At 46.9% G+C, this 25,493-nt stretch carries 24 protein-coding genes; 21 read left to right on the forward strand and 3 right to left on the reverse strand.

All coding sequences use genetic code 11. The annotated features are described in order from the left end of the window. Positions 1 to 6 precede the first annotated feature (6 nt). Positions 7 to 1,752 (forward strand): DUF262 domain-containing protein, encoded by a 1,746-nt coding sequence (locus ABSY64_RS01815; protein ID WP_349641354.1) that lies wholly within the window; start codon positions 7 to 9, stop codon positions 1,750 to 1,752. A gap of 77 nt (positions 1,753 to 1,829) precedes the next feature. On the opposite strand, the gene ABSY64_RS01820 is transcribed toward ABSY64_RS01815, so the two are convergent. Further along, positions 1,830 to 3,467, reverse strand: coding sequence for a subtype B tannase (locus tag ABSY64_RS01820; protein WP_349641355.1), 1,638 nt, complete (start codon positions 3,465 to 3,467; stop codon positions 1,830 to 1,832). 158 nt (positions 3,468 to 3,625) lie between these two features. Here ABSY64_RS01820 and lepA point away from each other — a divergent pair, with 158 nt between their 5' ends. The 10 genes from lepA (at position 3,626) to ABSY64_RS01870 (ending at position 13,619) form a co-directional block, all read left to right on the forward strand. Continuing rightward, a complete protein-coding gene (gene lepA, locus ABSY64_RS01825; RefSeq protein WP_349641356.1) occupies positions 3,626 to 5,479 on the forward strand; it encodes a translation elongation factor 4 in 1,854 nt (617 codons plus the stop codon). A gap of 17 nt (positions 5,480 to 5,496) precedes the next feature. Beyond that, positions 5,497 to 6,573 (forward strand): zinc-binding alcohol dehydrogenase family protein, encoded by a 1,077-nt coding sequence (locus ABSY64_RS01830; protein ID WP_349641357.1) that lies wholly within the window; start codon positions 5,497 to 5,499, stop codon positions 6,571 to 6,573. Then, positions 6,570 to 7,451, forward strand: coding sequence for a 50S ribosomal protein L11 methyltransferase (gene prmA, locus ABSY64_RS01835; protein ID WP_349641358.1), 882 nt, complete (start codon positions 6,570 to 6,572; stop codon positions 7,449 to 7,451). Before ABSY64_RS01830 ends, prmA begins: the two co-directional genes overlap by 4 nt. Beyond that, positions 7,451 to 8,191, forward strand: a complete 741-nt coding sequence (locus tag ABSY64_RS01840) for an RsmE family RNA methyltransferase (protein ID WP_349641359.1) — start codon at positions 7,451 to 7,453, stop codon at positions 8,189 to 8,191. The genes prmA and ABSY64_RS01840 overlap by 1 nt, the downstream gene beginning before the upstream one ends. A 47-nt stretch (positions 8,192 to 8,238) precedes the next feature. After that, positions 8,239 to 8,637 (forward strand): hypothetical protein, encoded by a 399-nt coding sequence (locus ABSY64_RS01845; RefSeq protein ID WP_349641360.1) that lies wholly within the window; start codon positions 8,239 to 8,241, stop codon positions 8,635 to 8,637. A 79-nt stretch (positions 8,638 to 8,716) separates the two neighbouring features. Next, positions 8,717 to 10,342: an ABC-F family ATP-binding cassette domain-containing protein gene (locus ABSY64_RS01850; RefSeq protein WP_349641361.1), complete on the forward strand. Its 1,626-nt coding sequence runs from the start codon at positions 8,717 to 8,719 to the stop codon at positions 10,340 to 10,342. Positions 10,343 to 10,356: 14 nt separating this feature from the next. Beyond that, entirely contained in the window at positions 10,357 to 11,520 is a 1,164-nt protein-coding gene (locus tag ABSY64_RS01855; protein WP_349641362.1) for a hydroxymethylglutaryl-CoA synthase, read from the forward strand. An 11-nt stretch (positions 11,521 to 11,531) separates the two neighbouring features. Next, the gene (locus tag ABSY64_RS01860; protein ID WP_349641363.1) at positions 11,532 to 11,975 is read left to right on the forward strand and encodes a nucleoside 2-deoxyribosyltransferase; all 444 of its coding nucleotides are present in this window, start codon (positions 11,532 to 11,534) and stop codon (positions 11,973 to 11,975) included. A gap of 17 nt (positions 11,976 to 11,992) precedes the next feature. Further along, positions 11,993 to 12,262, forward strand: a complete 270-nt coding sequence (locus ABSY64_RS01865; protein WP_349641364.1) for an ACT domain-containing protein — start codon at positions 11,993 to 11,995, stop codon at positions 12,260 to 12,262. A gap of 13 nt (positions 12,263 to 12,275) precedes the next feature. Beyond that, a complete protein-coding gene (locus tag ABSY64_RS01870) occupies positions 12,276 to 13,619 on the forward strand; it encodes a PFL family protein (protein WP_349641365.1) in 1,344 nt (447 codons plus the stop codon). Between the two features lie 37 nt (positions 13,620 to 13,656). Here the strand turns inward: ABSY64_RS01870 and ABSY64_RS01875 are convergent, their stop codons facing one another. Then, entirely contained in the window at positions 13,657 to 13,896 is a 240-nt protein-coding gene (locus ABSY64_RS01875; RefSeq protein WP_349641366.1) for a hypothetical protein, read from the reverse strand. Between the two features lie 143 nt (positions 13,897 to 14,039). Between ABSY64_RS01875 and xerC the strand changes: the two genes are divergently transcribed. Both xerC and ABSY64_RS01885 read left to right on the forward strand, forming a co-directional pair. Continuing rightward, on the forward strand, positions 14,040 to 14,969 hold the full coding sequence (gene xerC / locus ABSY64_RS01880) for a tyrosine recombinase XerC (protein ID WP_349641367.1): 930 nt from the start codon (positions 14,040 to 14,042) through the stop codon (positions 14,967 to 14,969). 53 nt (positions 14,970 to 15,022) lie between these two features. Next, positions 15,023 to 15,901 (forward strand): aldose 1-epimerase family protein, encoded by an 879-nt coding sequence (locus ABSY64_RS01885; RefSeq protein ID WP_349641368.1) that lies wholly within the window; start codon positions 15,023 to 15,025, stop codon positions 15,899 to 15,901. Between the two features lie 51 nt (positions 15,902 to 15,952). Here ABSY64_RS01885 and ABSY64_RS01890 read toward each other — a convergent pair whose 3' ends face one another. After that, positions 15,953 to 17,413, reverse strand: a complete 1,461-nt coding sequence (locus ABSY64_RS01890) for a catalase (protein ID WP_349641369.1) — start codon at positions 17,411 to 17,413, stop codon at positions 15,953 to 15,955. 446 nt (positions 17,414 to 17,859) lie between these two features. Here ABSY64_RS01890 and aroE point away from each other — a divergent pair, with 446 nt between their 5' ends. The 8 genes from aroE to ABSY64_RS01930 are packed head-to-tail and all read left to right on the forward strand — an operon-like array spanning position 17,860 to position 25,486. Beyond that, the gene (gene aroE, locus ABSY64_RS01895; RefSeq protein WP_434063049.1) at positions 17,860 to 18,705 is read left to right on the forward strand and encodes a shikimate dehydrogenase; all 846 of its coding nucleotides are present in this window, start codon (positions 17,860 to 17,862) and stop codon (positions 18,703 to 18,705) included. Then, the gene (gene aroF / locus ABSY64_RS01900; RefSeq protein WP_349641370.1) at positions 18,702 to 19,694 is read left to right on the forward strand and encodes a 3-deoxy-7-phosphoheptulonate synthase; all 993 of its coding nucleotides are present in this window, start codon (positions 18,702 to 18,704) and stop codon (positions 19,692 to 19,694) included. Before aroE ends, aroF begins: the two co-directional genes overlap by 4 nt. Beyond that, on the forward strand, positions 19,691 to 20,749 hold the full coding sequence (gene aroB / locus ABSY64_RS01905) for a 3-dehydroquinate synthase (RefSeq protein WP_349641371.1): 1,059 nt from the start codon (positions 19,691 to 19,693) through the stop codon (positions 20,747 to 20,749). The genes aroF and aroB overlap by 4 nt, the downstream gene beginning before the upstream one ends. A 14-nt stretch (positions 20,750 to 20,763) precedes the next feature. Next, positions 20,764 to 21,942 carry a chorismate synthase gene (aroC, locus tag ABSY64_RS01910; RefSeq protein WP_349641372.1) on the forward strand — a complete coding sequence of 393 codons (1,179 nt, stop codon included), beginning with the start codon at positions 20,764 to 20,766 and terminating at the stop codon, positions 21,940 to 21,942. Positions 21,943 to 21,955: 13 nt separating this feature from the next. Continuing rightward, entirely contained in the window at positions 21,956 to 23,263 is a 1,308-nt protein-coding gene (gene aroA, locus ABSY64_RS01915) for a 3-phosphoshikimate 1-carboxyvinyltransferase (protein WP_349641373.1), read from the forward strand. Next, entirely contained in the window at positions 23,260 to 24,129 is an 870-nt protein-coding gene (locus tag ABSY64_RS01920; protein WP_349641374.1) for a prephenate dehydrogenase, read from the forward strand. Before aroA ends, ABSY64_RS01920 begins: the two co-directional genes overlap by 4 nt. Beyond that, on the forward strand, positions 24,126 to 24,935 hold the full coding sequence (locus ABSY64_RS01925) for a shikimate kinase (RefSeq protein ID WP_349641375.1): 810 nt from the start codon (positions 24,126 to 24,128) through the stop codon (positions 24,933 to 24,935). Before ABSY64_RS01920 ends, ABSY64_RS01925 begins: the two co-directional genes overlap by 4 nt. Further along, complete coding sequence (locus tag ABSY64_RS01930) at positions 24,932 to 25,486, forward strand: hypothetical protein (RefSeq protein WP_349641376.1); 555 nt, start codon at positions 24,932 to 24,934, stop codon at positions 25,484 to 25,486. The genes ABSY64_RS01925 and ABSY64_RS01930 overlap by 4 nt, the downstream gene beginning before the upstream one ends. The last annotated feature ends 7 nt before the right edge of the window (positions 25,487 to 25,493 follow it).

A 25,493-nucleotide genomic window follows, 5' to 3' on the forward strand; every position in this document is an offset into this window, starting at 1 on the left:
ATAATAATGAAAATTGATTCAGAACCTCGGAATTTTCGTGAGCTATTTCCAATTGATGGTCCTACGAAATACGTTGTACCAGATTATCAACGTAATTACGCATGGAAAGAAGAACAAATTGAAGCTTTGTATAGTGACATGCGAGCTGAAGATGATGGCTATTACGTTGGTAATTTGTTGATCAGCGAAGAAGATGGGTTTGAAAATATTATTGATGGGCAACAACGGCTAACAACGTTGAACTTAATGTTGCTAGCTTTGTTTGCGAGAATGGAAGAGGAAAGCAAACAGGAAGGTATTTCCGAGGATGTTAAGGAGAAATTAATCCAAGATAAAGGAGATATTAAACGTCGACTTCTTGTTGATGAAGATACTTTCGAGCCAAGGTTAAAACTACTAAAAAAAGATCAGGAAATTTGGGAAAAACTTGTAAAAATCTTGGATGGGAAAACTGAATTACCAAGTAGTTATGGTCGATTTGCTTTCTTTAAGCGTTTTAACTATATACGCGAAACTTTGTTGGGTGATTTAAACGGGCTAGCATTGCATAGTTTTTATGATAAAAAGTTTATGCCCCTGACTTTACTGAAAATATCAGTTCCAGATTTGAATGATGCCTATCAAGTATTTGCTAGCCTGAATAGTAAAGGATTGCCACTTACACCTTTGGATTTGTTGAAAAATATGTATTTAGCTACCGCTGGTTCTTCTCCGGAAAAATGGATGGAACTAACTGAAGTTTTCACAGACGGTGACAATGCTGATAAGCAAAAAATGACGCGTTTTGTTTTGAATAGCTATGATGCATTTGAACAAAAAAGTGCATCAAGTTTGACTAAAGGGAAGATTGTTAAATCTTATCAAAAGCTGTTCAATGAGCATGGTAGTAAGTATATTGATGACCTGATTCAACGTGCTAAAGTTTATCGAACAATTGATTCAGATGATTACGACTACACCTATAGTCTTTCTGGTTTAGCAAAGCTTAATGCGACAACAACATATCCATTCTTACTTAATATGCTGGTTAACAAGGATGAGTATGAGCTCTCAGATGAACAAGTTCAGAAAATGATTGCAATGATTATTAACCTTTTTATTCGTCGTAATTTTGTTCTTAAACCTAAATCATCTAATTTACGAAGCTACTTCAATGGTTGGCGTAAAGAGATTGAGGAAGAGGGATATCGTGGCGATGAACTCATGGCTTTTCTTGAAAAGAAAATTCGGAAAGTTGCACCCGCTGATGACGAATTTATTCGAGCTCTTAAGGATGGTGTTTATGATGTTAATAAACAGACAACCCGTTTTATTTTGATTATGCTAGAGCGTCAAAATGATCATACCTATTTCAATCGAGCCAATCCCGATAACTTAGACGACTTTGAAGGAAATAAACTTCGTTGGACTATTGAACATATCTTGCCTCAAGGAAACTTACCACAAAAGTGGGTAGATGATATTGCTGATGGCGATCCTGAGAAAGCTAAAGACCTCCAGGAAAAGAATGTTCATCGCCTTGGAAATCTTACACTAACTCCTTATAATTCAGGTTTGGGTCAAAGAACATTTGAGGAAAAGGTTAACTATAAAGATGACCAATCAGAAGTCGGGTTTAATCTCCCCATTTTCTTGAACGAATCGATTGACAAAAATGCTGATAAATTCGATATTGAATCAATTAATAGGCGTGAGAAGATTCTAGAAGAAAAGCTGATGGATATGATTTCCTTCACGAATAATTATTCATAATCAATTATAAAAGGCGAGCTCAGCTCGCCTTTTTTCATTCCATAAAAAAAGACCATCCGCAGATAGTCTTTCCAAATTTACTTTGTAATCTTTTCGGCCCACTTGAACATGTCGTCCATGTCGTAATCGCCGGAGTGACCAGTGTCCCACTTGACCTTGTAGTCAACGTCGACACCAGCATTCTTGAGCTTTTGAGCCAGGATAGTTGGGATAGCCACAGAAGTGTTAGCATCCTTACCACCGTAACGGATATAGTAGTGCTTAGCCATGGTAGTACCGGACTTACCAATGTAGTTCATTGGGTTCATCATCTTGATAATTGATGAATCCGCCATGGTTGCACCGGACTTAGTATTGTTCTTCATACCAAAACTGGTGAAGTGCTTAGCCCTTGTTGTACTGGTTCCCATAATCTGGTTTTCCGCAGCGGATAGATCAACGCTATCAAAGGCAGTTGGTGTCTTCATTCGTCCGATAGATGCAAAGTACTTGGTCATATCGACATCCGTGGCCTTGCCATCTTTGATGGTTAACCATGGATACTTCTCGGTCGTCACGCTCGTGCCAGACTTGATGGCAGCATTGGCAGAGTCGATGACTTCTTGTTTAACGAAGTCAGAGAAGGAACCAGTGCCATCCTTCTTCAAGGTCAACTTTTTGCCGTTGTCGTCCTTCAAACCAAGGTTATTGATGTAGGTTACGAAGCTTGACTTAAGTTGCGTCGACATCTTTTTTTGCTTGTCCGTTAATTCGGTCGTTGATGAGGAAGTGCTTGCACCTGGCATACCAGATGAGGTAACGGTGTTGACCCCGTTGAACTCCCATTCATAAGCTGAATCAGCGTTGTCCAGGTTAGTAATTGGGGCAAAGCTATAGGTGGCGAAGATGTTGTCTGAGGTATCGGCTGCCCCAATAGCCTTCAAGTATGGATAGTAATCCTTGTTATTACCAGTACTTGCAAGCAAGGCAGACATGGCACCACCAGCAGAAGTTCCGTCAGCAATAATCTTGTTGGCATCGCCAGCCATCTTCTTGTCGTTGAGCTTTAAGTAACGAACGGCAGCCTTTAAATCGACAACGGTAGCAGGTGCGGCACCTGAATACTTGCCGTTTACCTTGCTATCACGTCCACGTGCACCGGCAGAAACAACGACAAAGCCCTTGGAAAGCGCTTCCTGCATAGCGTTACCTGATGAAGCGCCACCGTTTTGGTTCAAGTTAGCACCGTTACCGGCAGGGGCTTGTGACTTCTTTTGACCAGCATTCGGACTTGGCGTGTTACCGTGGTCGATTGTTGCGGCAGTGGCGGACATGTATCCTCCAACTGTGTTTGGCATGAAGATAGGTGCTGTATCCTTGGTATAGCCGTTAATCTTCTTGTTTTGGAAGTAGGCTTCGGGGATGTAGATATTCATACTCTCGTACTTAGTATCGACTGGCTTGGCCGTGTAAACCACGTTGGTATACTCGCGGACCTTGACCTTCTTATTGTTAATCGTCAGTGTTTTAGTCTTGTACTTCAACTTTGAAAAGTCCAAGTTATAGGTCTTACCAGTTTTTACACCGTTACGGTAATCGGTTGCATCTTTATCCTTGGCATACTTGGCATGGTTAATCGAATTTTCCTGGGCATGGGTGTAATAGGCGGTTGTGCCGACGCCGGCAACAAGGGCCAGGCCCACTACGCCAGAAATGATAGCGGTACTTCGTTTCATAGGGGCTCCTTTTAAATTAAATTCATGATTAAGGAAAGCTTAGTTCAAGCAGATTAAGTCAAAATAAAAGGGGCGACTCAGCTCGAAATCACTTGGTTGGCAGCTCTTTATCAGGTAAAATAGATAGAGAATTTAAACGAATAAAAATCGGGGGCACTATGCCAAAAATTAATTTAGAAGAACTTAAAGAGCGGCAAAAGCGCATTCGTAACTTTTCGATTGTGGCCCACATTGATCACGGAAAGTCGACGATTGCGGACCGGATTTTGGAGCAAACCCACACGGTGGCCGAGCGTGATATGCAGGCCCAGTTGCTTGATACCATGGATCTGGAACGGGAACGTGGCATTACCATCAAGTTGAACGCCGTCGAAGTGCACTACGATGCCAAGGATGGCCAAACTTACATTTTCCACTTGATTGATACCCCGGGGCACGTCGATTTCTCTTATGAAGTGTCACGTTCTTTGGCAGCTGCTGAAGGGGCTATTTTGGTTGTTGATGCGGCACAGGGTGTCGAGGCGCAAACCTTGGCCAATGTTTACTTGGCTTTAGATAACGACTTGGAAATTTTGCCCGTTATCAACAAAATTGATTTGCCGGCCGCTGATCCGGACAAGGTCAAAAAGGAAATTGAAGATGTGATTGGCTTGGATGCTTCCGACGCCGTCTTGGTTTCAGCAAAGAAGGGGATTGGAATTCCTGAGCTTTTGGAACGGATTGTTTCGGACTTTCCAGCACCCTCGGGTGACTTGGAAGCGCCTTTGCAGGCCTTGATTTTTGATTCCCAGTACGACTCTTATCGTGGCGTTGTGGTCAACATTCGTGTCCGCGAGGGAATTGTTAAGCCTGGCGATAAGATTCGGATTATGAACACCGGGGCCGAATACGAAGTTTCGGAAGTCGGGGTGATGTCACCTACGGCGCAGAAGCGCGATTATTTGATGGCTGGGGATGTTGGTTACTTGACTGCTTCAATCAAGGACATTTCCAAGACCCAGTCGGGTGATACCATTACCCTGGTCAATAATCCGGCAGATAAGCCTTTGCCTGGTTATAAGAAGATGACACCGATGGTTTATTCCGGACTTTATCCGTCCGATAACGCCAAGTACGGTGATTTGCGCGATGCCTTGGAAAAGTTGCAACTTAACGATGCTGCTTTGACCTTTGAGCCGGAAACTTCACAAGCCTTGGGCTTTGGTTTCCGTGTTGGTTTCTTGGGACTGCTTCACATGGACGTCATCCAGGAACGTTTGGAGCGAGAATTCGACCTTGACTTGGTGACGACGGCGCCTTCGGTTACCTACCGAGTTACGACCCACGATGGCGAAGTCTTGATGATCGAAAACCCATCTGAATTACCGGAAGCACAAGAAATCAACCAGATTGAAGAACCTTACGTGCACGCTCAAATCATGGTGCCCAATGACTATGTTGGGGCCGTGATGGAATTGGCGCAGCGCAAGCGTGGTGAATTTGACACCTTGGAATACTTGGATGAAAACCGAGTAAACGTTAAGTACTACATGCCACTTTCAGAAATCATCTTTAACTTCTTCGACCGTTTGAAATCATCGACGCGTGGCTATGCTTCGCTTGATTACGAAATTGACGGCTACCGACCTTCCGACTTGGTTAAGATTGATATCCTCTTGAACGGGGATAAGGTCGATGCCTTGTCCTTCATCGTTCACCGTGATTTTGCCGTTGAACGTGGCCGCATTATTACCGCCAAGTTGAAGGAAATCATTCCTCGTCAAAACTTTGAAATTCCAGTGCAAGCTGCGATTGGAAACAAGATTTTGGCCCGCACCAACATCAAGGCCTACCGTAAGGATGTGACGGCAAAGATTCACACGGGTGATCCTGACCGTCGTGCCAAGTTGCTCGACAAGCAGAAGCGTGGAAAGGCCCGTATGAAGGATGTCGGAACGGTTTCCGTGCCACAAGAAGCCTTCATGGCTGTATTGAAGACCGAGGACGACGAAAAGTTTGCCCGCGGTAACTAAGAAAAATAGGAGATATCATGTCATTTTTTAACCGTTTAAAAGAACAACTTACTTTGCCATTCGGACCGAAAATGACCGCCTTGGGTTTGCACCCTCAGCAAACTGGCGATCTGGAAACGATTGTGGCCAAAAAGGTTGCCAAGCCTAAGCCAGCTGATGATGAAATCCTGGTCCGAGTTTTGGCAAGTTCTGTGAACCCCGTTGACGTCAAAATGATGGCGGCCTATCCATTGGATGGACCTTTCCGTACTTTTGGTTTGGACGGCTTGGGGGAAGTTGTGGCTCGCGGTAAGGACGTCAACAACTTTGAAATTGGAGAACGGGTTTTCTATGTCGGACAGCAGCGTAAGCCGGGTGCCGATGCTGAATTTGAAGTGGTCAAGGCTGATTTCGCGGCGCAAGCGCCTGCTAATTTGTCCAACACGGATGCCGTTGCTATGCCGCTTACCTCTGTGACGGCCTACGACATCTTGCATCAAGCCTTTAATTTGGACGTGACGGCAAATGCCGCTTCGGGAAAGACTTTGTTGATTATTAACGGGGCCGGTGGCGTTGGTTCAGTTTTGACTCAATTGGCCAAATACCTTGGCTTGACCGTGATTACAACGGCTGGGAACGCTGATTCAAAGGCCTGGAGCAAAAAGATGGGAGCCGATTTTGTCCTCGACTACCACAAGTCCTTGACCGGCCAGCTTGAAGCTATCGGGCACAGCCAGGTTGACTTCATTGCTAACTTGCAAGACACGGCCGCATATTGGGACTTTATGGTACAAGTTTTGAAGCCCTTTGGCCGCATCGGCGCCATTGTGGGCACTGATGAAAACTTGCCGATTGGTGAGTTGAAAAACATGGGCGCTCAGTTTACTTGGGTCTTCATGCTAGCGCGTGGTAATTTCGACATGCACATGGAAGAACAGGGTCAGATTTTGACGGGAATTTCTGCCATGCTTGAGCAGGGTGTTTTGCATTCCACAACGACGGAAGTCTTTGATGGCTTTGAGCCAGAATCTGTTCAGGCTGCCGCTCAAATGTTAGGACAGGGCCACACCTACGGTAAGATTGTTTTGAACTTTAACAGCGAGGTCGGCCAATGACTTGGCGTTCGCTAGCCTATTTGGTCAATGATTCCGCTGTTGATTTGGTTAATACGACTATAGTCGAAGCCGGCTTATCGGGAAGTGAAATTCTTCCGGCCGAAAACGGGCAGTCCTGGGTTAAAGTTTATCTGGATAAAGATGATGATTACGAGGATAAAAAAGCTGCCTTGAGAGCAGCCTTGGAAGACCTAAGTAGTCGAGCTAATGACCTCGGGCCCTTGACGGTGCAAGAAGCGGACTTAGACCAAAGCGATTGGGATTCCAACTGGAAGCAGTACTACCACGCTGAGCGGATTACCCAGCAATTCACAGTCGTACCAGCTTGGGAAGACTACCAAAAAGAGCAAGCCAGCGAAAAGCTGATTGTCATGGATCCGGAGTTAGCCTTTGGAACGGGCACTCATCCGACCACGCGCTTGATGTTACAAGCCATTGAAACAGTTGTCCGCGGCGGCGAAAGTGTCATTGATGTCGGCACGGGTTCGGGTGTTTTGGCCTTTGCTGCTAAGCTACTCGGTGCTGAAAAAATCTTGGCGACGGACATTGACCAAGAGGCCGTCGAGGTGGCCCAAAAGAACTTGGCCCTTAATCCCGGTGGTGAGGACATTGAAGTTGTGGCATCCGATTTGCTGAAAGACGTGGACTGGCCGCCAGTTGATTTGATTTTGGCTAATATTTTAGCCGATGTCATCACACCCTTGGTGCCACAAGCCTATCAGCAGCTAAAAGTCGGTGGTAAATTCCTGGTTTCCGGGATTTATGACAATGTTGCTGAAGAAATTCGACAGGCGCTAACGGCGGCTGGCTTTACCATTTTGCAAAGTGCGCAGATGGGGGAGTGGCACGCCTACATTGCTGAAAAGAGTCAGGATTAATGCAACGATATTTTCTTAATCAAAAAATTGACCATCAATTTGAATTGCCAGCTGGCAGTGATACTTTCCAACATTTCGGAAAGGTCCTGCGGGCTCGCGAGGGTTCTAAGGCTGAATTCGTCGATGCAGACCAGCGGCTGTATTTGGCTGAAGTAACGGCGGTGACGCCCGATGCGATTGCCTTAAAGGTTTTGGAAGAACGAAAAGCGGACGTTGAGCTGCCTTTTTCAGTTCGAATCGTGGTTTCGCCCATTAAAAACGACCGCAATGACTGGCTCGTCCAAAAGGCGACCGAACTGGGTGTCGACGAAATTGTTTTCACGAAAATGGCAAGGACGGTTGTCGACTGGCGCAAACAGCAGGAAAAGAAATTGACTCGTTTCCAAAAAATTGCCCAAGCAGCCGCCGAGCAATCGCATCGTTTGAAAGTACCAAAAGTGCGTTGGGCGGATGATTTTAAAGAATGTATCGGGCCGGATGACGCCATTCGTTTGGTGGCCTGGGAAGAGTCCGCTAAAGAGGGCGAGCAAAGCACGCTGGTTAAGACGATTGCCGCAACCCAGCCTGGTCAAACCATTGTTTTGTGGTTTGGTCCCGAAGGTGGGTTGACGACAGAAGAAATTGACCGCTTGCAGTCAGTGGGATTTTTGCCATTAGGCTTAGGACCACGAATCCTACGTGCCGAAACAGCACCACTTTATGCCCTTAGTGCAATTTCGACCTTGTCGGAACTAGGCTAAGTCCTTATAATATAAAAGTTAATGGCTTTTAAAGAAGGTTACCAATGATGTCTACTGTAAAAAAGTTTTTGAAGCGCTTTGACGTCCAACAGGGCTTGTGGATTATTTTCCTGGCGTATCTATTACCTCAATTTGCCCAGTGGTTCCACTGGCGCTATCTTTTTATCCTGGTTTGGATTTGCTTTATTATTAACGGCCTTTACGCGCTGTACTTTGGTTACCAAATTCGCCGTCGTGGTCTAGCACCTTGGTGGTTGCTGGCCCAACCACTGCTTTTTGCGCTTTTGACGACTTGGCTTTGTGACCTGGTATCAACGAACTTTGGCTATTATTTCAGTATTTTTTATCTGATTTTGTCTCTTTTCACTTTCTTGGGTGATACTCGAGATGACCCGGATGAAAATCTGATTCCAATCGAAAACGGCTTCCATGATTTGGGAGACTAAGCTTAAAAGCGCCAATTAAGGCGCTTTTTCTGTTAGAATATTAAAAGATGATTTACCCGAAATTAGTGGAGGATAACCAATGATTACTGTTTCAGACATGAGTTTTTCTTTTTCCGGCCATAAGTTGTACCAAGACGTGAACTTGAAGTTGACGCCTGGTCATACTTACGGAATTATCGGTGCCAACGGGGCCGGTAAGTCAACCTTTTTGAAGTTGCTACAAGGGCAATTGGAACCAACTGAAGGTAGCATTCACATTGGCGAAGGCGAACGAATGTCTTCATTGCAACAGGATCACTTTGCCTTTGATGACTTTACGGTGATGGATACCGTTATTCAAGGGCACAAGCGCCTCTACGAGGTTAAAAAAGAAATGGATGCCATCTATGCCAAGCCTGATTTTGGCGACGAAGATGGGGTTCGTGTTGCTGATTTGTCTGCTGAATTCGAAGAACTCGATGGTTGGAATGCTGAAGCGGAAGCAGCCCAGATGTTGACGAAGCTAGGGATTGACGACCAAATGCAGCAGCAAATGATGGGGGACTTGACCGAAAACGATAAGGTTAAGGTCCTCTTGGCCCAGGCCTTGTTTGGTAATCCTGATATCTTGATTCTCGATGAGCCCACCAACGGTTTGGACGTGGCGACGATTTCATGGTTGGAAGATTTCTTGGCCGACTTTCCGAACTTGGTTATCGTGGTTTCCCACGACCGTCACTTCTTGAACGTGGTTTCGACCAATATCTTGGATGTCGATTACGGTAAGATTACGCCCTTCGTTGGAAACTACGACTTCTGGCGTGAATCTGCCGAATTGGCCCAGCGTTTGGCTTCTCAGCAAAATGCTAAGAAGGAAGAACAAATCAAGCAGCTGCAGGAATTCGTGGCTCGTTTCTCAGCCAACGCTTCTAAGTCTAAGCAGGCCACGGCCCGTAAAAAGCAGTTGGATAAGATTACTTTGGATGACATCAAACCATCTTCACGTAAGTATCCTTACATTTCCTTCCCCATGAACCGTGAATTAGGAAACGACTTGATTCGCGTGGAAGGTATTTCAAAGAGCATCGATGGTGAAAAGGTTTTGGACAACATTTCCTTTATCGGCCGTCCGGGCGACAAGATTGCCATTCTTTCCCGTTCTGATTTGGCCGCAACGACCTTGATGAAGATTATTGCTGGTCAAATGGAACCCGATGAAGGCTCCATTACCTGGGGTGTCACGACTTCTCGTTCTTACATCGCCAAGGATTTGAACGATAACTTTGATGACGAAAACGCCGTGGTTTTGGACTGGTTACGTGACTTTGCCGAAGAAGATCAGAAGGATAACACGACTTTGCGTGGCATGCTTGGTCAAATGCTCTTCAAGGGCGATGATGCTCTCAAGCAAATTAAGGTTCTTTCCGGAGGCGAAAAGGTGCGTATCGTCTTGGCAAAGATGATGCTCCTAAAGGCCAACGTGCTTTTGATGGATGACCCAACCAACCACTTGGATTTGGAATCCATTCAATCACTTAACGAAGCTGTTACGGCCTTCAAGGGTTCCGTGATTTTGACTTCTCACGATCACGAATTCTTGGAAACGACGGCTAACCATATCGTCGAAGTTTCAGCTAAGGGCTGTGTTGACCGTGTTGACACGACCTATGATGAATTTATCTCCAGCCCAAGTATTCAAGAAAAGGTCGAAGAGTTGTACAAGTAAAGCGAGGTATCCTGATGGAAGTCGGTATTGATAAAATTGCTTTCTATACGCCCAAGTATTACTTGGACTTGGTCGAATTGGCGCAGGCCCGTGACGTTGACCCGAACAAATTCACGATTGGCATCGGACAAGACCAGCAGGCCGTAATTCCTAACTATGAAGATGCCGTCACGATGGGGGTTAACGCCGCTAATCAGATTTTGACCGATGACAATCGTCAAAGCATCGGGCAGCTCTACTTTGGTACGGAATCCGGCGTTGATAATTCCAAATCAGCGGCTATCTTTGCCGCTAAGCTCTTAAATCTGTCGCCCTATATCCGAGCTATGGAGGTTAAGGAAGCTTGCTACGGCGGAACCTTTGCTTTAATGATGGCTCGCGATTACGTCAAGCTCCATCCGGACCAAAAGGTCTTAGTGCTGGCTGCGGATGTGGCCCGATATGGCCTTGATACACCGGGCGAAGTCACCCAGGGTGGTGGTGGAATTGCTATGCTCGTTTCGGCTCAACCTAAGCTAGCGGTCATTGAAGATGAATCGGTTTTTGCTAGTCGTGACGTTGCTGATTTCTGGCGACCGGTTGACCGAATGGCAGCCTTAGTTGATGGCCATCTTTCCACCGAAATTTACAAGGAAATGTTTGCTGATCTTTGGCAACGTTACCAAAAGCAGACGCAGGCTGAGATTGGTAATTTCGCGGCCTTTGCCTTCCACTTGCCCTACACCAAAATGGGTAAGAAGGCTTTGGATGAAATTATTGACCAAGCGGATGAACAACAGGCCGAGCGCTTGCTTGAAGCGTTAAAGGCGAGTCAAGCCTATGCCCGTCGAGTCGGAAATCTCTACACTGGTTCGCTCTACTTAAGCCTGCTCTCGCTTTTGCAGCAGGACGCAGCGCTGCAAGCCGGCGACCGTTTGGCACTCTTCTCCTATGGATCGGGTGCCGAAGCCGAGCTCTTTACCTTGAAGCTGCAAAAGGACTTCAAGCAAATCATTGCTCAGCAAAAGGTCGAAGAAGCCCTGGACGCGCGTCAGCGCTTGTCGGTGGCGGAGTACGAAGCTGATTTTCAAAAGCAGCTCTATGATTCAAGCCAAAACGTGGAATCGGATTATCCCAAGGATAGTCAAGATGCCGTCTTTACTGGTTGGCGTGATGGCCAACGCATTTACCGAGCCTGAGGAGGTCGAACATGGCAAAGAAAGTTTACTTAGCAGGTCCTTTTTTCAATGATGAGCAGCTGGAACGCGTTGATCGTTTGGAAAAAGTCCTGGCAGCACATCCCCAAATCGGCGATGTTTTTTCACCCCGTAAGCACCAACACGACCAGTTCGAACTCTTTAGTCCGGAATGGCGGGAAGCTGCCTTTAAGAGTGACGTCGACGCCATAGACGGCGCTGACGTTATGGTTGCTTTGATTGACGACCATGACCAGTTTGTTGATGCCGGAACGGCTTGGGAAACGGGCTACGCTTCCGCAAAGGGCGTACCGGTCATCATGATTAAGGAAACCGCCGGTTCCGTTAACTTGATGTTAGCAATGTCTCTGAAAGCTTATTTGACGGACATAGCTGATGTGGCCAACTATGATTTTGATAAGATGCCAAACATGCCTTACACAGGCGATACCTTCTAAAAGGGAAAGGAAGAATAATGATTAAAGCAGTTGTGACCGTTGTCGGTCAAGACCAAACTGGAATTGTAGCAGGCGTTGCCAACACCTTAGCTGACCAAAAAGTCAACATCTTGGATATGGCTCAGACCATTATGGAAAAGACTTTTACCATGTCCATGTTGGTCGCTTTGCCAGATGCTAACGACTTTAACAAGGTACACGATGCCTTGGCTGCCTGTGGTGAAAAGTTGGGTGTAACGATTCACATTCAACGCGAAGAAATCTTTGACGCCATGTCACGCGTTTAAGTAGGGAGTTTTCATGGAAACTAAGCAAATTCAAGAAACGATTCAGATGGTCGCTGATGACCACCTTGATATTCGAACGGTTACGATGGGAATTTCTTTGTTGGACACGGTTGGTGCCAATGTTGAGGAAACTGCCAAAAACGTTTATAAGAAAATTACGCACTATGCCAAGGATTTGGTGGCCGTTGCTCAGCAAATTGAACGGGAATACGGGATTCCAATCACCAACAAGCGGATTTCGGTCACGCCAATTTCCCTGATTGCCGGATCAGCCGATGAAAAGGAAATCTTGGTTTTGGCCCATGCCTTGGACGATGCTGCTGCAGAAGTCGGGGTTGACTTCATCGGTGGTTATTCCGCCTTGGTTCAAAAGGGCTTCTCACACGGCGACTTGGCCTTGATTAAGTCCTTGCCAGCTGCCTTGACAGAAACCAACTTGGTGATGTCATCGGTTAACATCGGTTCTTCCAAGGCGGGAATTAACCTGGATGCTGTTAAGCTGATGGGGGAAACGGTTAAAGCCATTGAAGCCAAGTCGGATACTGCCAACGCCAAGATGGTTATCTTTGCCAACGCAGTTGAAGATAACCCCTTCATGGCGGGAGCTTTCCACGGTGTTTCCGAACCTGACGTAGTCATTAATGTCGGGGTTTCAGGACCTGGAGTGGTTAAGCGCGCACTTTCTAAGATCAAGGGCCAGTCCATCACGGAGGTCTGTGAATTGATTAAGAAGACGGCCTTCAAGATTACTCGCGTGGGTCAATTGGTTGGTTCTTTGGCCGCCGAACGTTTGAACGTACCCTTCGGGATTGTTGACTTGTCCTTGGCTCCTACGCCTGCCCGTGGTGATTTGGTTGCTGAAATCTTGGAAGAAATCGGTTTGGAACAAGTTGGTACCCATGGTACCACGGCTGCTTTGATGCTCTTGAACGATGCCGTTAAAAAGGGTGGCGTGATGGCTTCTCAGCAAGTCGGTGGACTCTCTGGGGCCTTTATTCCTGTTTCTGAAGATGCCGGTATGATTGACGCTGCTAAGGCCGGTACGCTGTCCTTGGCCAAGTTGGAAGCCATGACGGCGGTTTGTTCTGTTGGTTTGGACATGATTGCCATTCCGGGAGACGTTGAAGCCACGACGATTTCAGGAATCATTGCTGACGAAGCAGCGATTGGAATTCAAAATAATAAAACCACGGCCGTCCGCCTTTTGCCTACTGAAGGCGCCAAGGTGGGGGACATGGTTGATTATGGTGGTTTGTTGGGAACTGCGCCAGTTATGCCAGTCGTTGATAAGTCTTCTGCAGACTTCATCAACCGTGGTGGCCACATTCCAGCTCCAATTCATTCCTTTAAGAATTAAATTAAAAAAGACGAGGATTTAATCCTCGTCTTTTTTATTAACGATTTGTACTTTGGAAATCGTAACGATCGTTACTTGCGTAAACACGCTTTGACTTCATGTCGATGAAGCTGTGGTGCTTAGGGACGAACTTTTCGCCCTTAGCGGCAGCAACACGAGCATCGCGGTTGTTCAAAATGTTATCGCGGTAAAGGCTCAAGAAACCAGCGAAACGAAGTTGCGTTTCCATGAAATAGTGGTGCAAGTAATCTGATGTAGAAGATACTGGTAAATTCATCTGTAATACACTCCAATCCTACTTTTCTGTCTGAATACAATATAAGCTTTTCACATCGCGATATGGTGCTACTTTGGGAAATCGTAAGCGACTTTAATGCTTCTTAATACTTTTTATTTTTGCCGAAGATTTATAATGGTCTTATGGCAATTCAGTACGAAAAACTATATCACGACTACCTGCATTCTGAGCGGCAGTATTCGCCTTTAACGATTCAGGCCTACTTAGCCGACATCGAAGAGTTCCGCCATTTCTTAGAGGAAAATGGGGGCTTTAAGGGTTATCCGGCGGTGCAAGCTTTGGATGTTCGGGTTTATTTAGGCCAACTATATGAAGAAGAGCTGGCTCGAACAACGATTAGCCGCAAGGTTTCTAGTCTCCGCATGTTTTACCAATTCTTGCTCAACCAAAAGTACGTCCAAGATAATCCCTTTTCACAAATTGCGCTGCGCAAGCACCAGAATCACTTACCGGAATTCTTTTATGAAGAAGAGATGGACCAACTCTTTCAGTCGGCTTATCAACAAGACAAGCATCCACTTTGGCAGCGCGATGCGGCCTTACTGGAATTTCTTTATGCAACTGGTGCTCGTGTGACTGAAATTGTTGAGCTTGAGCTGAGTCAATTAGACTTTAGTCAACGTTTGGTCTTGATTCATGGAAAGGGGAATAAGGATCGTTTCGTGCCTTTTGGCCACTACGCCCAGCGAGCTTTGCAGGATTATATTCAAAACTTGCGCCCCAAGCTCTTAACGGCCGCCGATCCAGATGAGCAGCGCGTTTTCTTAAATAACCGGGGTAAGCCCTTAACTTCGGCCGGAATTAGTTACATCCTCAACCAGTTGATGAAACGAACTTCTTTAACGGGCAAAATCCATCCCCACATGCTTCGCCATACCTTTGCAACGCAACTATTAAACCGCGGTGCTGACATGCGAACAGTTCAAGAATTATTGGGCCATGCGAATTTGTCAACGACCCAGATCTACACCCACGTTTCCCGGGCGACCTTGCAGAAGAATTATCAGGATTTCTTTCCCAGAGCCAAAAGTGAAAAAGATAATTTATCCTAGTTTCGTAGCGGGATTTGATTGTCTTAGACCCTAAAGGATAGTAGAATAAAAGCATGATTGTTTTAGAAAATGACAAGTTAAAAGTTCAAATTAATGAAGAGGGTGCCGAGCTCACTTCCGTCTGGAATAAGGAAGCCCAGCTAGAATATATTTGGGTTGGGGATCCTAAGTATTGGGGCCGCCATGCACCGAATCTTTTCCCAATTGTAGGCCGTCTGCGCGGTGATCAGTTCACCGTTGATGGCGAAACTTACTATATGAACCAACACGGCTTTGCCCGTAACATGCGCTTTGACGTGATTGAGCAAAGTGACCATGATGTTTTGATGCGTTTGACTGACAGTGAAGCCACGCATCGTATTTATCCTTTCAAGTTCTCCTTTGACGTCCACTTCACTTTGACGCAGGGCGATGACTTGAAGGTTGAATACATCGTCCATAATCCGGACGAAAAGGAGAGTCTATTCTTCTCAGTCGGTGGGCACCCAGCCTTTAACTTGCCGCTTGATGGGGGTAAGTTCTCGGACTATTACTTGTCAATTGAACCCGAAATCGTTTATGACCGTGTCCGTTTGGTCGGACCATATTCGAACCCCAATGTACCGACGCCCTTCAACGCTAACATCCCACTGCGGATGCGCCAGGAGGACTACCATGATGATGCCATCATCTTGAAGTTGGACCGTCAAAAGACTTCCTTCTTGCTTGCCCGTTTGGCTAACCAACACGGGATGAAGATGACCGTTGACAATGCTCAATTCCTCGGAATTTGGACGCCAGCTGGTAAGGAAGCACCCTTCATCGCCATCGAGCCTTGGTGGGGAATCGCTGATACAGTTGATGCCACTGGTAACTTTAAAGAAAAGTTCGGCGTGAATGTTTTGGCGGCTGGTGATACTTTCACTGGGTCATACGATATGAAATTCTTTTAAAAGCAAAATAAAAGAGCTGAACCATTTGGTTCAGCTCTTTTTGTGTGAAGATTACTTCTTTTCAGCAGCCTTGATAGCAGCAATTTTATCTTCAACACGCTTTCCATAATCAGGATCAGCTTGCTTCATCAAAGCAATTTCCTTCTTTTGGTTTTCTTCAGACTTAACGTGTCCAAGTGAATCGGCGATACCTTGCGTCAAGATTTCCTTTTGTTCTTCACTCATGATGCGGTAGAGAGCACCAGGTTGTGAAGTGTAGTCTTGGTCGTAAGCAGGGTAGGCACCAGTCTTACCTGAAACTTCGTCACCAGCGATGTCGCCGCGGTGATCTTCAACAGGTCCACCTTGAGTGTTTGGCTCGTAAACGACTGAGTCACCACCGTTGTCATTGGTCGTCATGTAACCATCGCGTTCGTAAGTGTCAACGTTGACACCCTTCTTTGGACGGTTAACAGGAATGTCTTGGTAGTTAGCACCCAAACGGTAACGTTGCGTATCGTTGTATGAGAAGAGACGACCTTGCAACAACTTATCAGGAGAAGCTTCGATACCAGGTACTAAGTTAGCAGGGGACATAGCGGCCTGTTCAACATCACGGAAGAAGTTGCCAGGGTTGTGATCCAAGACGAATTGTCCGACTTCAATCAATGGGTAATCCTTTTGTGAAACAACCTTGGTAACATCGAAGATGTCGTACTTGTAGTTCAAGCCTTCTTCGTAAGGGATGATTTGAACGTACATGGTCCATGAAGGGAAGTCGCCTTCTTCGATGGCATCGAACATTTGGTGACGGTGCCAGTCGGGATCCTTGGCCATCATAGCCGTAGCATCTTCAGGGCTCAAGTTCTTAACGCCATGGTTCGTCTTGAAGTGGTACTTTACCCAGAACTGTTCGCCCTTGGCGTTGACCCACTTGTAAGTGTGTGAACCATAACCTTCCATGTATGGATAACCATAAGGGAAACCACGATCAGAGAAGAGGATGGTTACTTGGTGAAGTGATTCTGGTGAATTGGCCCAGAAGTCCCATTGCATATCATCGGAACGCAAGCCAGTTTGTGGTTCACGCTTCTGAGAGTGGATGAAATCAGGGAACTTCAATGGATCATTGATGAAAAAGACAGGGGTGTTGTTTCCAACAATGTCATAATTTCCATCATTGGTATAGAAGCGAAGGGCAAAGCCGTGAACATCACGAGCCGTGTCAGGGTAACCCTTTTCACCAGCAACTGATGAGAAACGAGCGAAAGTGTCGGTCACTTTACCTTCACCGTTCAAGAAGTCGGCCTTGGTGTAGGCTGACATATCCTTGGTAAGGGTGAAGTGTCCCATGGCACCGGAACCCTTGGCGTGAACAACACGCTCAGGAATACGTTCACGATCAAAGTGGGCTAATTTTTCAATCAATTGGTAATCTTGTAGTAGGACGGGTCCGCGTTCACCAGCAGTGAGGCTGTGTTCATTGTTGGCAAATGGCTGACCACTACGAGTCGTTAATTTACGATCTGACATATATATCTCCTTTGGTATAGTTGATTATGGTTAAATCTTATCACTCGATAAAGTGAAATGCAAAGGGAAATTCAAATCTTGAATCTTTTGGTGGTGAAAATACATTAACTTTTTTTTAATAGGAAGAAAGGGTAGTTTATTAAAAAATATTTATTTTTCCTTGACTTATCTGAGTTGTTAAATTAGAATTAACTCATCAATTAAAACAAGAAAGATTTAAAGCAATGCAAGATTTGAACTCAACAATTCAAGCCTACTATTACTTCTGGTTTAAGTAGGACCGCCGCCATGTGCGTCGGTCCCCCGATGCACACGGCGACCAGAAATTTTTGAGTTGGTCACTGCGTGTTAAGTAATTTAACCAGTGACCTTTTATTTTGCCTTTATTTTGGCTAGTAGATCGCACTGGGAATATTCTCAGTGCGATTTTTTGTTTAGGAGAGCAAATGCAAGAAAGTCAAAATCAGATAAAAAAATACGGTTTGCTGGCTCATCCAGCCGGTCATTCCTTATCGCCCAGGATGCAAAACGCCATGATGAAGGCAGCGGGAATTGCTGCCCGTTATCAAGCTTATGATTTGAATCCCGAACACTTTGTGGAGGAAATTGAAAACTTAAAAGCAGGCGGTTTGGTTGGTTTTAATGTTTCGACCCCTTTTAAGAAACGGGTGATGGCCGAACTCGACGACTTGAGTCCCCTGAGTCAGAAGTTGCAAGCCGTTAACACGGTTGCTTATCGCAACGGCCGTTGGCAGGGGACTTCGACCGATGGCGATGGTTTTTGGCAGTCCTTGCCACAATCTTCTTATAAGAAAGTGGTTTTGCTAGGGACTGGTGGCGCAGCCCGAGCCGTTATTGCTTCCGCGCCGGAATATGGCGTAAGTGATTTAACGGTCTTTAACCGCAAGGGGAAGACTTGGCAGGATAAAGTTGAAATGATTGGTCTACTAAATTCCCAGGCCGACTTAGAGGATTTGGCAAATACTAGTGGACTAAAGAATCGGCTTGCTGAAGCAGACCTAGTGGTCAACGCCACTTCAGTCGGCATGGACAATGAAGGCAGTTTGCTAGATGAAGCAATGCTGGCTACCTTGCCCAAAGAGGCCTTTGTCGTTGATATGATTTATCGCCAAGCTCAAACACCGCTCCTAAAATTAGCAACTGAAGCAGGGCTAAGTACGCAAAACGGCTTGCCGATGTTAGTTGCTCAGGGGGCCTTGTCCTTTGAATACTGGTTCGGCCAAAAGGCGGACCGTGAACTAATGCAGAAAGCAATTGAGGTAAAACGATGATTATTGTTACAAAAAATGTTGAAAGTGCGAAGAACTTAGCGAGCAAGTTGGATTCTGGTGATCCAATCCATCCGGTTTTCGTCCACGAAAATCGCATCGCCCTGGGAGGCGTTAAGGAATTAGATGCCAAGATGCAGGCTGTGCTAGAAGGGCAAGCAGTCGACTTAATCAAGGACCACCACGGAGCCGTTAAGGCGTCACGTGCCTTTCATCCCGAAGATACGATTATTAAAACCAAGCACAGCGTAATTGGTGGCAAGCATCTGGTTTTGATGGCCGGTCCCGATTCCATTGAATCACCTGAACATGTTTTAGAGATGGGCAAGGACGTTAAAGCTGCCGGCGCAACCATCCTGCGTGGTGGCGCCTTCAAACCCCGGACTTCACCTTACTCCTACCAAGGAAATGGCGAGGAGGGACTAAAGGCGCATCGCGCTGCTGCCGACCAGCTTGGCATGGATATGGTCACCGAAATCTTGGATACGCGCGACGTGGACTTGGTCGATAAGTACACCGATATTTTCCAGGTGGGAACGCGCAACATGCAAAACTTCGCCTTGCTCAAGGCTTTGGGTAAGACTCGTAAGCCGGTTTTGTTGAAGCGGGGCATGTCAGCCACGATTGATGATTTGTTGAACGCTTCGGAATACATCGCCGCTGGTGGTAACGACCAAATCATGCTGATGGAACGTGGCATTCGAACCTTCGATTCGAAGTACACCCGCAATACCTTTGATTTAGGCGCCATTCCGGTTTTGCAAAAGTTGACGCACTACCCGATTATTGCCGATACGTCGCACGCTGCCGGGCATAGTGAGTTCGTCGCACCTTTGGCCCAAGGCGCCATCGCCGCCGGTGCACAGGGCTTGATGACGGAAATCCATAACGATCCCAAGCACGCTTTTGTCGATGGGGCGCAGGCTTTGACGCCGGAGCAATACAGTGCGATGGCAGCGAAGTTGAAAAAGATTCACGAGGTAATTCAATGAAAACCATTCCCGTTCAATTGAAAAGTAAAGACTACGATATTTTGATTGGCCGCGGTTTGAGAGCACAGATCGGAACAGAAGTTGCCAAGGTCTGGTCAAAACGGAAAATCGCCTTAGTTTCCGATAAAAACGTTGCGGAACTCTACCTAAAGGAAGTCCATCAATCACTAGAAGATGCAGGTTTTGACGTCTTAGACTTGGTTGTGCCGGCGGGCGAAAGTTCAAAATCATTGGCGCAGATGGGGGACTTGGTTCAGCAAATGGCTGATGCTGGCTTCACTCGCGCGGATGGTGTGCTTGCGCTAGGTGGCGGTGTCGTTGGCGATTTAGCTGGCTTTACGGCGGCTTCTTACATGCGTGGGATTGCTTTCATCCAGGTGGCCACTTCTCTAACCGCCCAAGTTGATTCATCCGTCGGTGGCAAAACGGCGGTCAACTTAAAAGAGGTTAAGAACATCATCGGGGCCTTTTACCAGCCCGACTTAGTTTTGGTTGATCCGGATTTTCTGGATACCTTATCGGACCGCGACTTGGTGGAAGGCTACGGCGAAGTGGTCAAAACTTCGGTTTTGCATGGACAAGACTTCTTTGCTTTAACTGGTAAAATTAAGTCAGTTCAAGATATACGTGAGCAGGCCGAAGAACTGTCCATCCATTCGATTCGCTACAAGGCCAAGATTGTCATGGCTGATGAAAAGGAAAGTGGGCAACGCCAGTTCCTAAACTTCGGCCATACTTTCGGGCATGCTATCGAATTGCTTTCCCATGGTAGTCTGCGACACGGTGAAGCCGTTTCGATTGGCATGGTGATGATTTCACAGCGCTTTGAAGCTGTTGGAATTACTGAAAAGGGACTGACGGACGAGATTGCGCAGCGCTTAGCAGCTGTTGGACTGCCCATCGATTCAGACTTGGTTGGAACGCCACTTTTCTTTAAGCATATCGTCAACGATAAAAAGAACCGTGGTGGAATTTTGAACTTAGTTGCTGTTAAAAATGTTGGAGAACCCGTCATTGTCGCGAAAGCGCTGGATGACATGCATGATTTTGTTTAATAAAGGAGAACAAGATGCGTTATGTAACTGCTGGTGAGAGCCATGGACCTGAAGAAATTGCTGTTATTGAAGGAATTCCGGCTGGCTTAGCCATTAGCCAAGAAGATGTTGACCGTCAATTGGCGCGTCGTCAACACGGTTACGGCCGTGGTGAACGTCAAAAAATTGAAACGGATAAAGTTAACTTCTTAACTGGGATTCGCCACCAAAAAACCTTGGGATCACCCATTACTTTGAACGTCCACAACGACGACCACAACAACTGGTCCAAGATTATGGCACCCAATGACCCCGCCAACGATGAAAATACCTTGCGTAAGGTCTTGCGTCCTCGTCCTGGCCACGCTGACTTGGTCGGTGGCATGAAGTACCGCCATCAAGACGATTTGCGCAATGTCTTGGAACGTTCTTCCGCTCGTGAAACGACGATGCGTGTCGCCGTCGGTGCCGTTGCCAAGAAGCTATTGGCAGAAATTGGGGTCGACGTACACGGCTTCGTCGTCAATATCGGACCGGCCTTTTCCGACTTGGACCAATTGACGAAGTACAAGAATTTGGATGAACTTCGTGAGGTAACCGAAGGTTTTGCCACCCGTGCCTTGGATGCTAAGGCTGATGAAGCTATGCAGGCTGTTGTGGATGCTGCTAAGAAGGATGCCAACACAGTGGGCGGCCAAGTACAAGTCATGGCCACTGGTTTGCCGGTTGGACTGGGTTCCTATGTTTCGGCTGATGAAAAGTTGGATGCTAAATTAGCCCGGGCCATTGTGGGCATCAACGCCTTTAAGGGGGTTGAGTTCGGTAATGCCTTCGCTAACGCCGATAAGTTTGGTGACCAAGTCATGGATGAAATTTACTGGGATAAGGATCGCGGTTTCTACCGTGGTTCCGATAATCTGGGTGGTTTTGAAGGCGGAATGACGACGGGGGAACCCATCATTGTTCGCGCCGTTGTTAAGCCAATTCCAACCTTGTATCGTCCAATGCAATCCGTCGATATTGATAGTCACGAAAATCACAAGGCTTCCATTGAACGCTCCGATACGACGGCCGTAACGGCGGCAGCGGTGATTGCTGAAGCCATGGTGGCCATCGAATTGGCTAAGGCCGTCTTGGATAAGTTCGATGCCGACAACATCGACCGGATGAAAGAACAAGTTGCCGCTTACCGGCAAGAAATCAAAGAATTTTAAGAGGAGTGACCCCATGCAGGCACTAGCAAAAGCAGGACAAAACGGATTACAGGGTACGGTACAAGTCCCTGGTGATAAGTCGATTTCACACCGTGCCTTGATGTTTGGCGCAATCGCCGCAGGGCAAACCGAAATTCATGACTTTTTACCTTCAGCCGATGTTTATTCCACAATGGCTGCATTGCGCGCCCTTGGCGTTCAAGTCGAGGAAAAGGAACACGATTTGGTTGTGACGGGACGAGGTGGTTTTCAAAATTTCCGTGCGCCTAAACAAGCGCTGGATTTTGGTAACTCGGGCACGTCAACTCGCCTGCTAATGGGTCTTTTGGCGGCTCAACCCTTTGACATGGCGATTGAGGGGGATGCTTCTTTGAGCAAGCGGCCTCTAAAGCGGGTCAGCGAGCCCCTTAACCAGATGGGGGCCCATTTCGACTTACGTGATGGCAATTACCTACCCGGGACAATCCGCGCTAGTGCTGGCTTAAAGGCCATTGATTACGACCTACCCGTTGCTTCAGCGCAGGTTAAGTCCGCCTTGATTTTTGCGGGAATGCAGGCTGAAGGCACGACCCGGATTGTTTCGCCGTTAATTTCGCGGGATCATACGGAACGAATGCTGCGGAAGTTTGGTGGCCAAATCAAGGTTGCAGGTAAGGTGATTGAAATCGCGGCCCAACCGCAATTAGAGGGGCAAGTCATCGACGTGCCGGGCGATATTTCATCAGCAGCTTTCTTCCTGGTTGCAGGCCTAATTACGCCGAATTCGAAGCTTCGTTTGAAAAAGGTGGGGATTAATCCGACCCGTACCGGTGTTATTACCTTGTTGGAACGCATGGGGGCTCAAATTAAATTGGACAAGTTCCAAGATGATGCCGAACCAGTGGCCGATTTGCTAGTCGAAAGCCAACCCTTGCACGGGATTGAAATTGGCGCCGCCGATATTCCAGCGGCAGTCGATGAGCTACCAATTTTGGCTCTGGCAGCTGCCTGCGCCCAGGGGCAAACGATTATTTCTGGTGCCGAAGAATTGCGGGTTAAGGAAAGTGACCGCATTGCCGAAATGGTCAAGGTTTTGCAGAGCTTGGGTGTTGATGTCGAAGAAAAGCCTGATGGCATGGTGATTAAGGGCGGCCGTCCCTTAAAGACCGCCAAGCCTGAAATCGCTTTGTCAGCCAACGGTGACCATCGTTTGGCCATGGTAATTGCTGTGGCTGCCTTGGTTACGGAGGGGCAAGTTAATTTGCTTGATCCGGAAGCCATGCGCGTTTCCTACCCCAATTTTTTGCAAGACTTAACGAACTTAATGAAGGTTAAAGAATGAAAACTTTAGTGCTTGGACTCGGTGAAATGGGGGCCTCTCTGGCTCTTGATTTAAAAAAGAATCCTGATAATCAAATTTATGGTTTGGATGCCAATTCCAGCAGCTTGGACTACGCCTTGGAAAAGGGCATCATTGATCAAGCGGGACAATCTTTAAGCCAGGTGGCGCCCGAAATGGATTTGATTATCCTAGCAACACCGGTTCAAGCCATTATTAACATCCTAAAAGAACTGGCTAACTTGCCCTTAAAGGACGGCCTCATCATTACTGATTTAGGCTCGACCAAGGTTGAAATTATGAAAGTTGCTAAGCAACTTTTTGCAGGAAAGCAGGTCGCCTTTATTGGCGGTCATCCGATGGCGGGGAGCCAAAAGTCGGGTGTGCAAGCTGGCCGAACAAGCCTTTACGCCCAGCAAACCTTTTTCTTGGTTTTAGCTAATAATCCTGTTAGCCGGGCCAGTTTAATGAAGCTTGAAGGCTTTTTACAACCGCTTGATGCTCGTTTTATCGTTTGCCAAGCAGCGGATCACGATCAATGGATGGCAGCTGTTTCGGATAGCCCTCATGTCATCGCTTTCGCTTTGATGAATGCCGCTGTGGCCAGTTTAGGTAAACCCGAAGCGTTTAAAAATTACACTGCTGGCGGTTTCAAGAGCATGACACGGATTGCCGGCAGTGACCCTCAATTATGGACGGACGCCTTGTTAAGCAACCCTGCGGGCACGCTTGCCGAACTAAATCAGTTTAAAGAAGAATTGGACCACTTTTACCAAGCTATCGCCAATGGCGACCGAACAGCACTCTTTCAAATTATCCAGCAGGCTGCAACAGCCCGACAGGAACTTATGTCAGGAGAACAAGAATGACAGAAGAACCACAGACCTTAATCTTAGTTGGCTTCATGGGAGCCGGAAAAACAACGGTAGGACGAGAAATCGCCCGCCAGCATCAGTCCCAATTTTTGGACCTTGACCTTGCCATCGAGCAAAAGGCGGGGATGACCATCCCTGAAATCTTCAAAAGTGAAGGAGAGGCGCACTTTCGCCAATTGGAAGAAGCGGTTGTTAAGGAAAGCGTGACTTTTCCTGGCGTTGTGGCAACTGGTGGTGGCGTCGTTGAAAACGAAAAAAATCGCCAAACCCTAAAGGACAGCGATGCGGTGGTGATTTATTTGCACGGTAATTTGGAGGGAACCATCGGCCGCCTCTTAGCGGATGGTCAACGGCCTTTACTGCAAAAAGAGTCCACGATTTCCTTCTTCAAACGATGGCAAAAGCGCGATCCTTTGTACCAGGAAGTTGCCGATTATGTCGTTGAAACGGTTGGTAAAACCCCGGCGCGAATTGCTGCAGAAATCGTAGCCCTATTTTCCGGGCAGGCCGATGACCTAACCCTGACGACCTTGCGTTCGCAAATTGATGCTCTAGACCGTCAGATTTTTGACACCATCGCGGAACGAATTGGGGTTGTTCGCGCAGTTGCGGCTTATAAGCAAAAGGTTAATCTCGCGGTGCGCCAGCCCGAACGGATGGTTAGTATGAAGGCAAATTTAAAGGCCGACTATCGTCAAAACGATAATATCACGGATGATTTAATTGACGCTCTGATGGCCACCTTGTTGGAATACTCCATGGCCCGCGAAGAGGAAGACATTCAGAAGGGGCAGCTATGAAGATCCATACCTTGGGCCCGGTCGGGACCGATTCCTATCAAGCCGCCCAACATTACCAAACAGACGAGGAAATCGTCTTACATAGTTCTTTTGAAGAGGTTTTAACGAATTTAGCGGCTTACCGAGGCGATCAGGTCTTGTTGCCGGTGGCCTTTCGTTCCAACCAAATCCAGAATTTGAATTTTGCAAACTTCAATTACAACAATTGGGATAAGGTGAAGATTCATACGACCTTTGTCCTGGATTTGATGCCCCTGATTGTTCTCGAAAACACGAAGTATCAGCGGCCCATCGCCACTTTGCACGCTGCAACCGAAACGCTGATGCGTGAATATTTGGCGCAAGTTGGTTTAGATAATATCCGCGGGCCTGAATTGATTTTTGCACCAAGTAAGCCGGAGGCCTTCCGGCGTTTTCGTATTGAGCAAGATTGGTTTACAATTGTATCTGCCCAGCAATATGAAAAAAGCGATCTCGCCGATGACGACCGCTACCAAGTCCGGCAAACATTACGGCCGGAGATGGTCTGGGTCCTATACGATATACTTTGAGGAAATT

Source organism: Eupransor demetentiae (genome assembly GCF_963930865.1).
Taxonomy (GTDB): domain Bacteria; phylum Bacillota; class Bacilli; order Lactobacillales; family Lactobacillaceae; genus Eupransor; species Eupransor demetentiae.

Bases quoted from the DNA above. Each gene is read 5' to 3' on its own strand.
- ABSY64_RS01920 (WP_349641374.1), top strand. From the start codon at position 23,260: ATGAAAACTTTAGTGCTTGGACTCGGTGAAATGGGGGCCTCTCTGGCT.
- aroC (WP_349641372.1), top strand. From the start codon at position 20,764: ATGCGTTATGTAACTGCTGGTGAGAGCCATGGACCTGAAGAAATTGCT.
- aroB (WP_349641371.1), top strand. From the start codon at position 19,691: ATGAAAACCATTCCCGTTCAATTGAAAAGTAAAGACTACGATATTTTG.
- aroF (WP_349641370.1), top strand. From the start codon at position 18,702: ATGATTATTGTTACAAAAAATGTTGAAAGTGCGAAGAACTTAGCGAGC.
- aroE (WP_434063049.1), top strand. From the start codon at position 17,860: ATGCAAGAAAGTCAAAATCAGATAAAAAAATACGGTTTGCTGGCTCAT.
- ABSY64_RS01865 (WP_349641364.1), top strand. From the start codon at position 11,993: ATGATTAAAGCAGTTGTGACCGTTGTCGGTCAAGACCAAACTGGAATT.
- xerC (WP_349641367.1), top strand. From the start codon at position 14,040: ATGGCAATTCAGTACGAAAAACTATATCACGACTACCTGCATTCTGAG.
- ABSY64_RS01890 (WP_349641369.1), bottom strand. From the start codon at position 17,413: ATGTCAGATCGTAAATTAACGACTCGTAGTGGTCAGCCATTTGCCAAC.
- ABSY64_RS01870 (WP_349641365.1), top strand. From the start codon at position 12,276: ATGGAAACTAAGCAAATTCAAGAAACGATTCAGATGGTCGCTGATGAC.
- ABSY64_RS01815 (WP_349641354.1), top strand. From the start codon at position 7: ATGAAAATTGATTCAGAACCTCGGAATTTTCGTGAGCTATTTCCAATT.
- ABSY64_RS01875 (WP_349641366.1), bottom strand. From the start codon at position 13,896: ATGAATTTACCAGTATCTTCTACATCAGATTACTTGCACCACTATTTC.
- ABSY64_RS01925 (WP_349641375.1), top strand. From the start codon at position 24,126: ATGACAGAAGAACCACAGACCTTAATCTTAGTTGGCTTCATGGGAGCC.
- ABSY64_RS01860 (WP_349641363.1), top strand. From the start codon at position 11,532: ATGGCAAAGAAAGTTTACTTAGCAGGTCCTTTTTTCAATGATGAGCAG.
- ABSY64_RS01820 (WP_349641355.1), bottom strand. From the start codon at position 3,467: ATGAAACGAAGTACCGCTATCATTTCTGGCGTAGTGGGCCTGGCCCTT.
- ABSY64_RS01850 (WP_349641361.1), top strand. From the start codon at position 8,717: ATGATTACTGTTTCAGACATGAGTTTTTCTTTTTCCGGCCATAAGTTG.
- prmA (WP_349641358.1), top strand. From the start codon at position 6,570: ATGACTTGGCGTTCGCTAGCCTATTTGGTCAATGATTCCGCTGTTGAT.
- ABSY64_RS01930 (WP_349641376.1), top strand. From the start codon at position 24,932: ATGAAGATCCATACCTTGGGCCCGGTCGGGACCGATTCCTATCAAGCC.
- ABSY64_RS01840 (WP_349641359.1), top strand. From the start codon at position 7,451: ATGCAACGATATTTTCTTAATCAAAAAATTGACCATCAATTTGAATTG.
- ABSY64_RS01845 (WP_349641360.1), top strand. From the start codon at position 8,239: ATGTCTACTGTAAAAAAGTTTTTGAAGCGCTTTGACGTCCAACAGGGC.
- ABSY64_RS01885 (WP_349641368.1), top strand. From the start codon at position 15,023: ATGATTGTTTTAGAAAATGACAAGTTAAAAGTTCAAATTAATGAAGAG.
- ABSY64_RS01855 (WP_349641362.1), top strand. From the start codon at position 10,357: ATGGAAGTCGGTATTGATAAAATTGCTTTCTATACGCCCAAGTATTAC.
- lepA (WP_349641356.1), top strand. From the start codon at position 3,626: ATGCCAAAAATTAATTTAGAAGAACTTAAAGAGCGGCAAAAGCGCATT.
- ABSY64_RS01830 (WP_349641357.1), top strand. From the start codon at position 5,497: ATGTCATTTTTTAACCGTTTAAAAGAACAACTTACTTTGCCATTCGGA.
- aroA (WP_349641373.1), top strand. From the start codon at position 21,956: ATGCAGGCACTAGCAAAAGCAGGACAAAACGGATTACAGGGTACGGTA.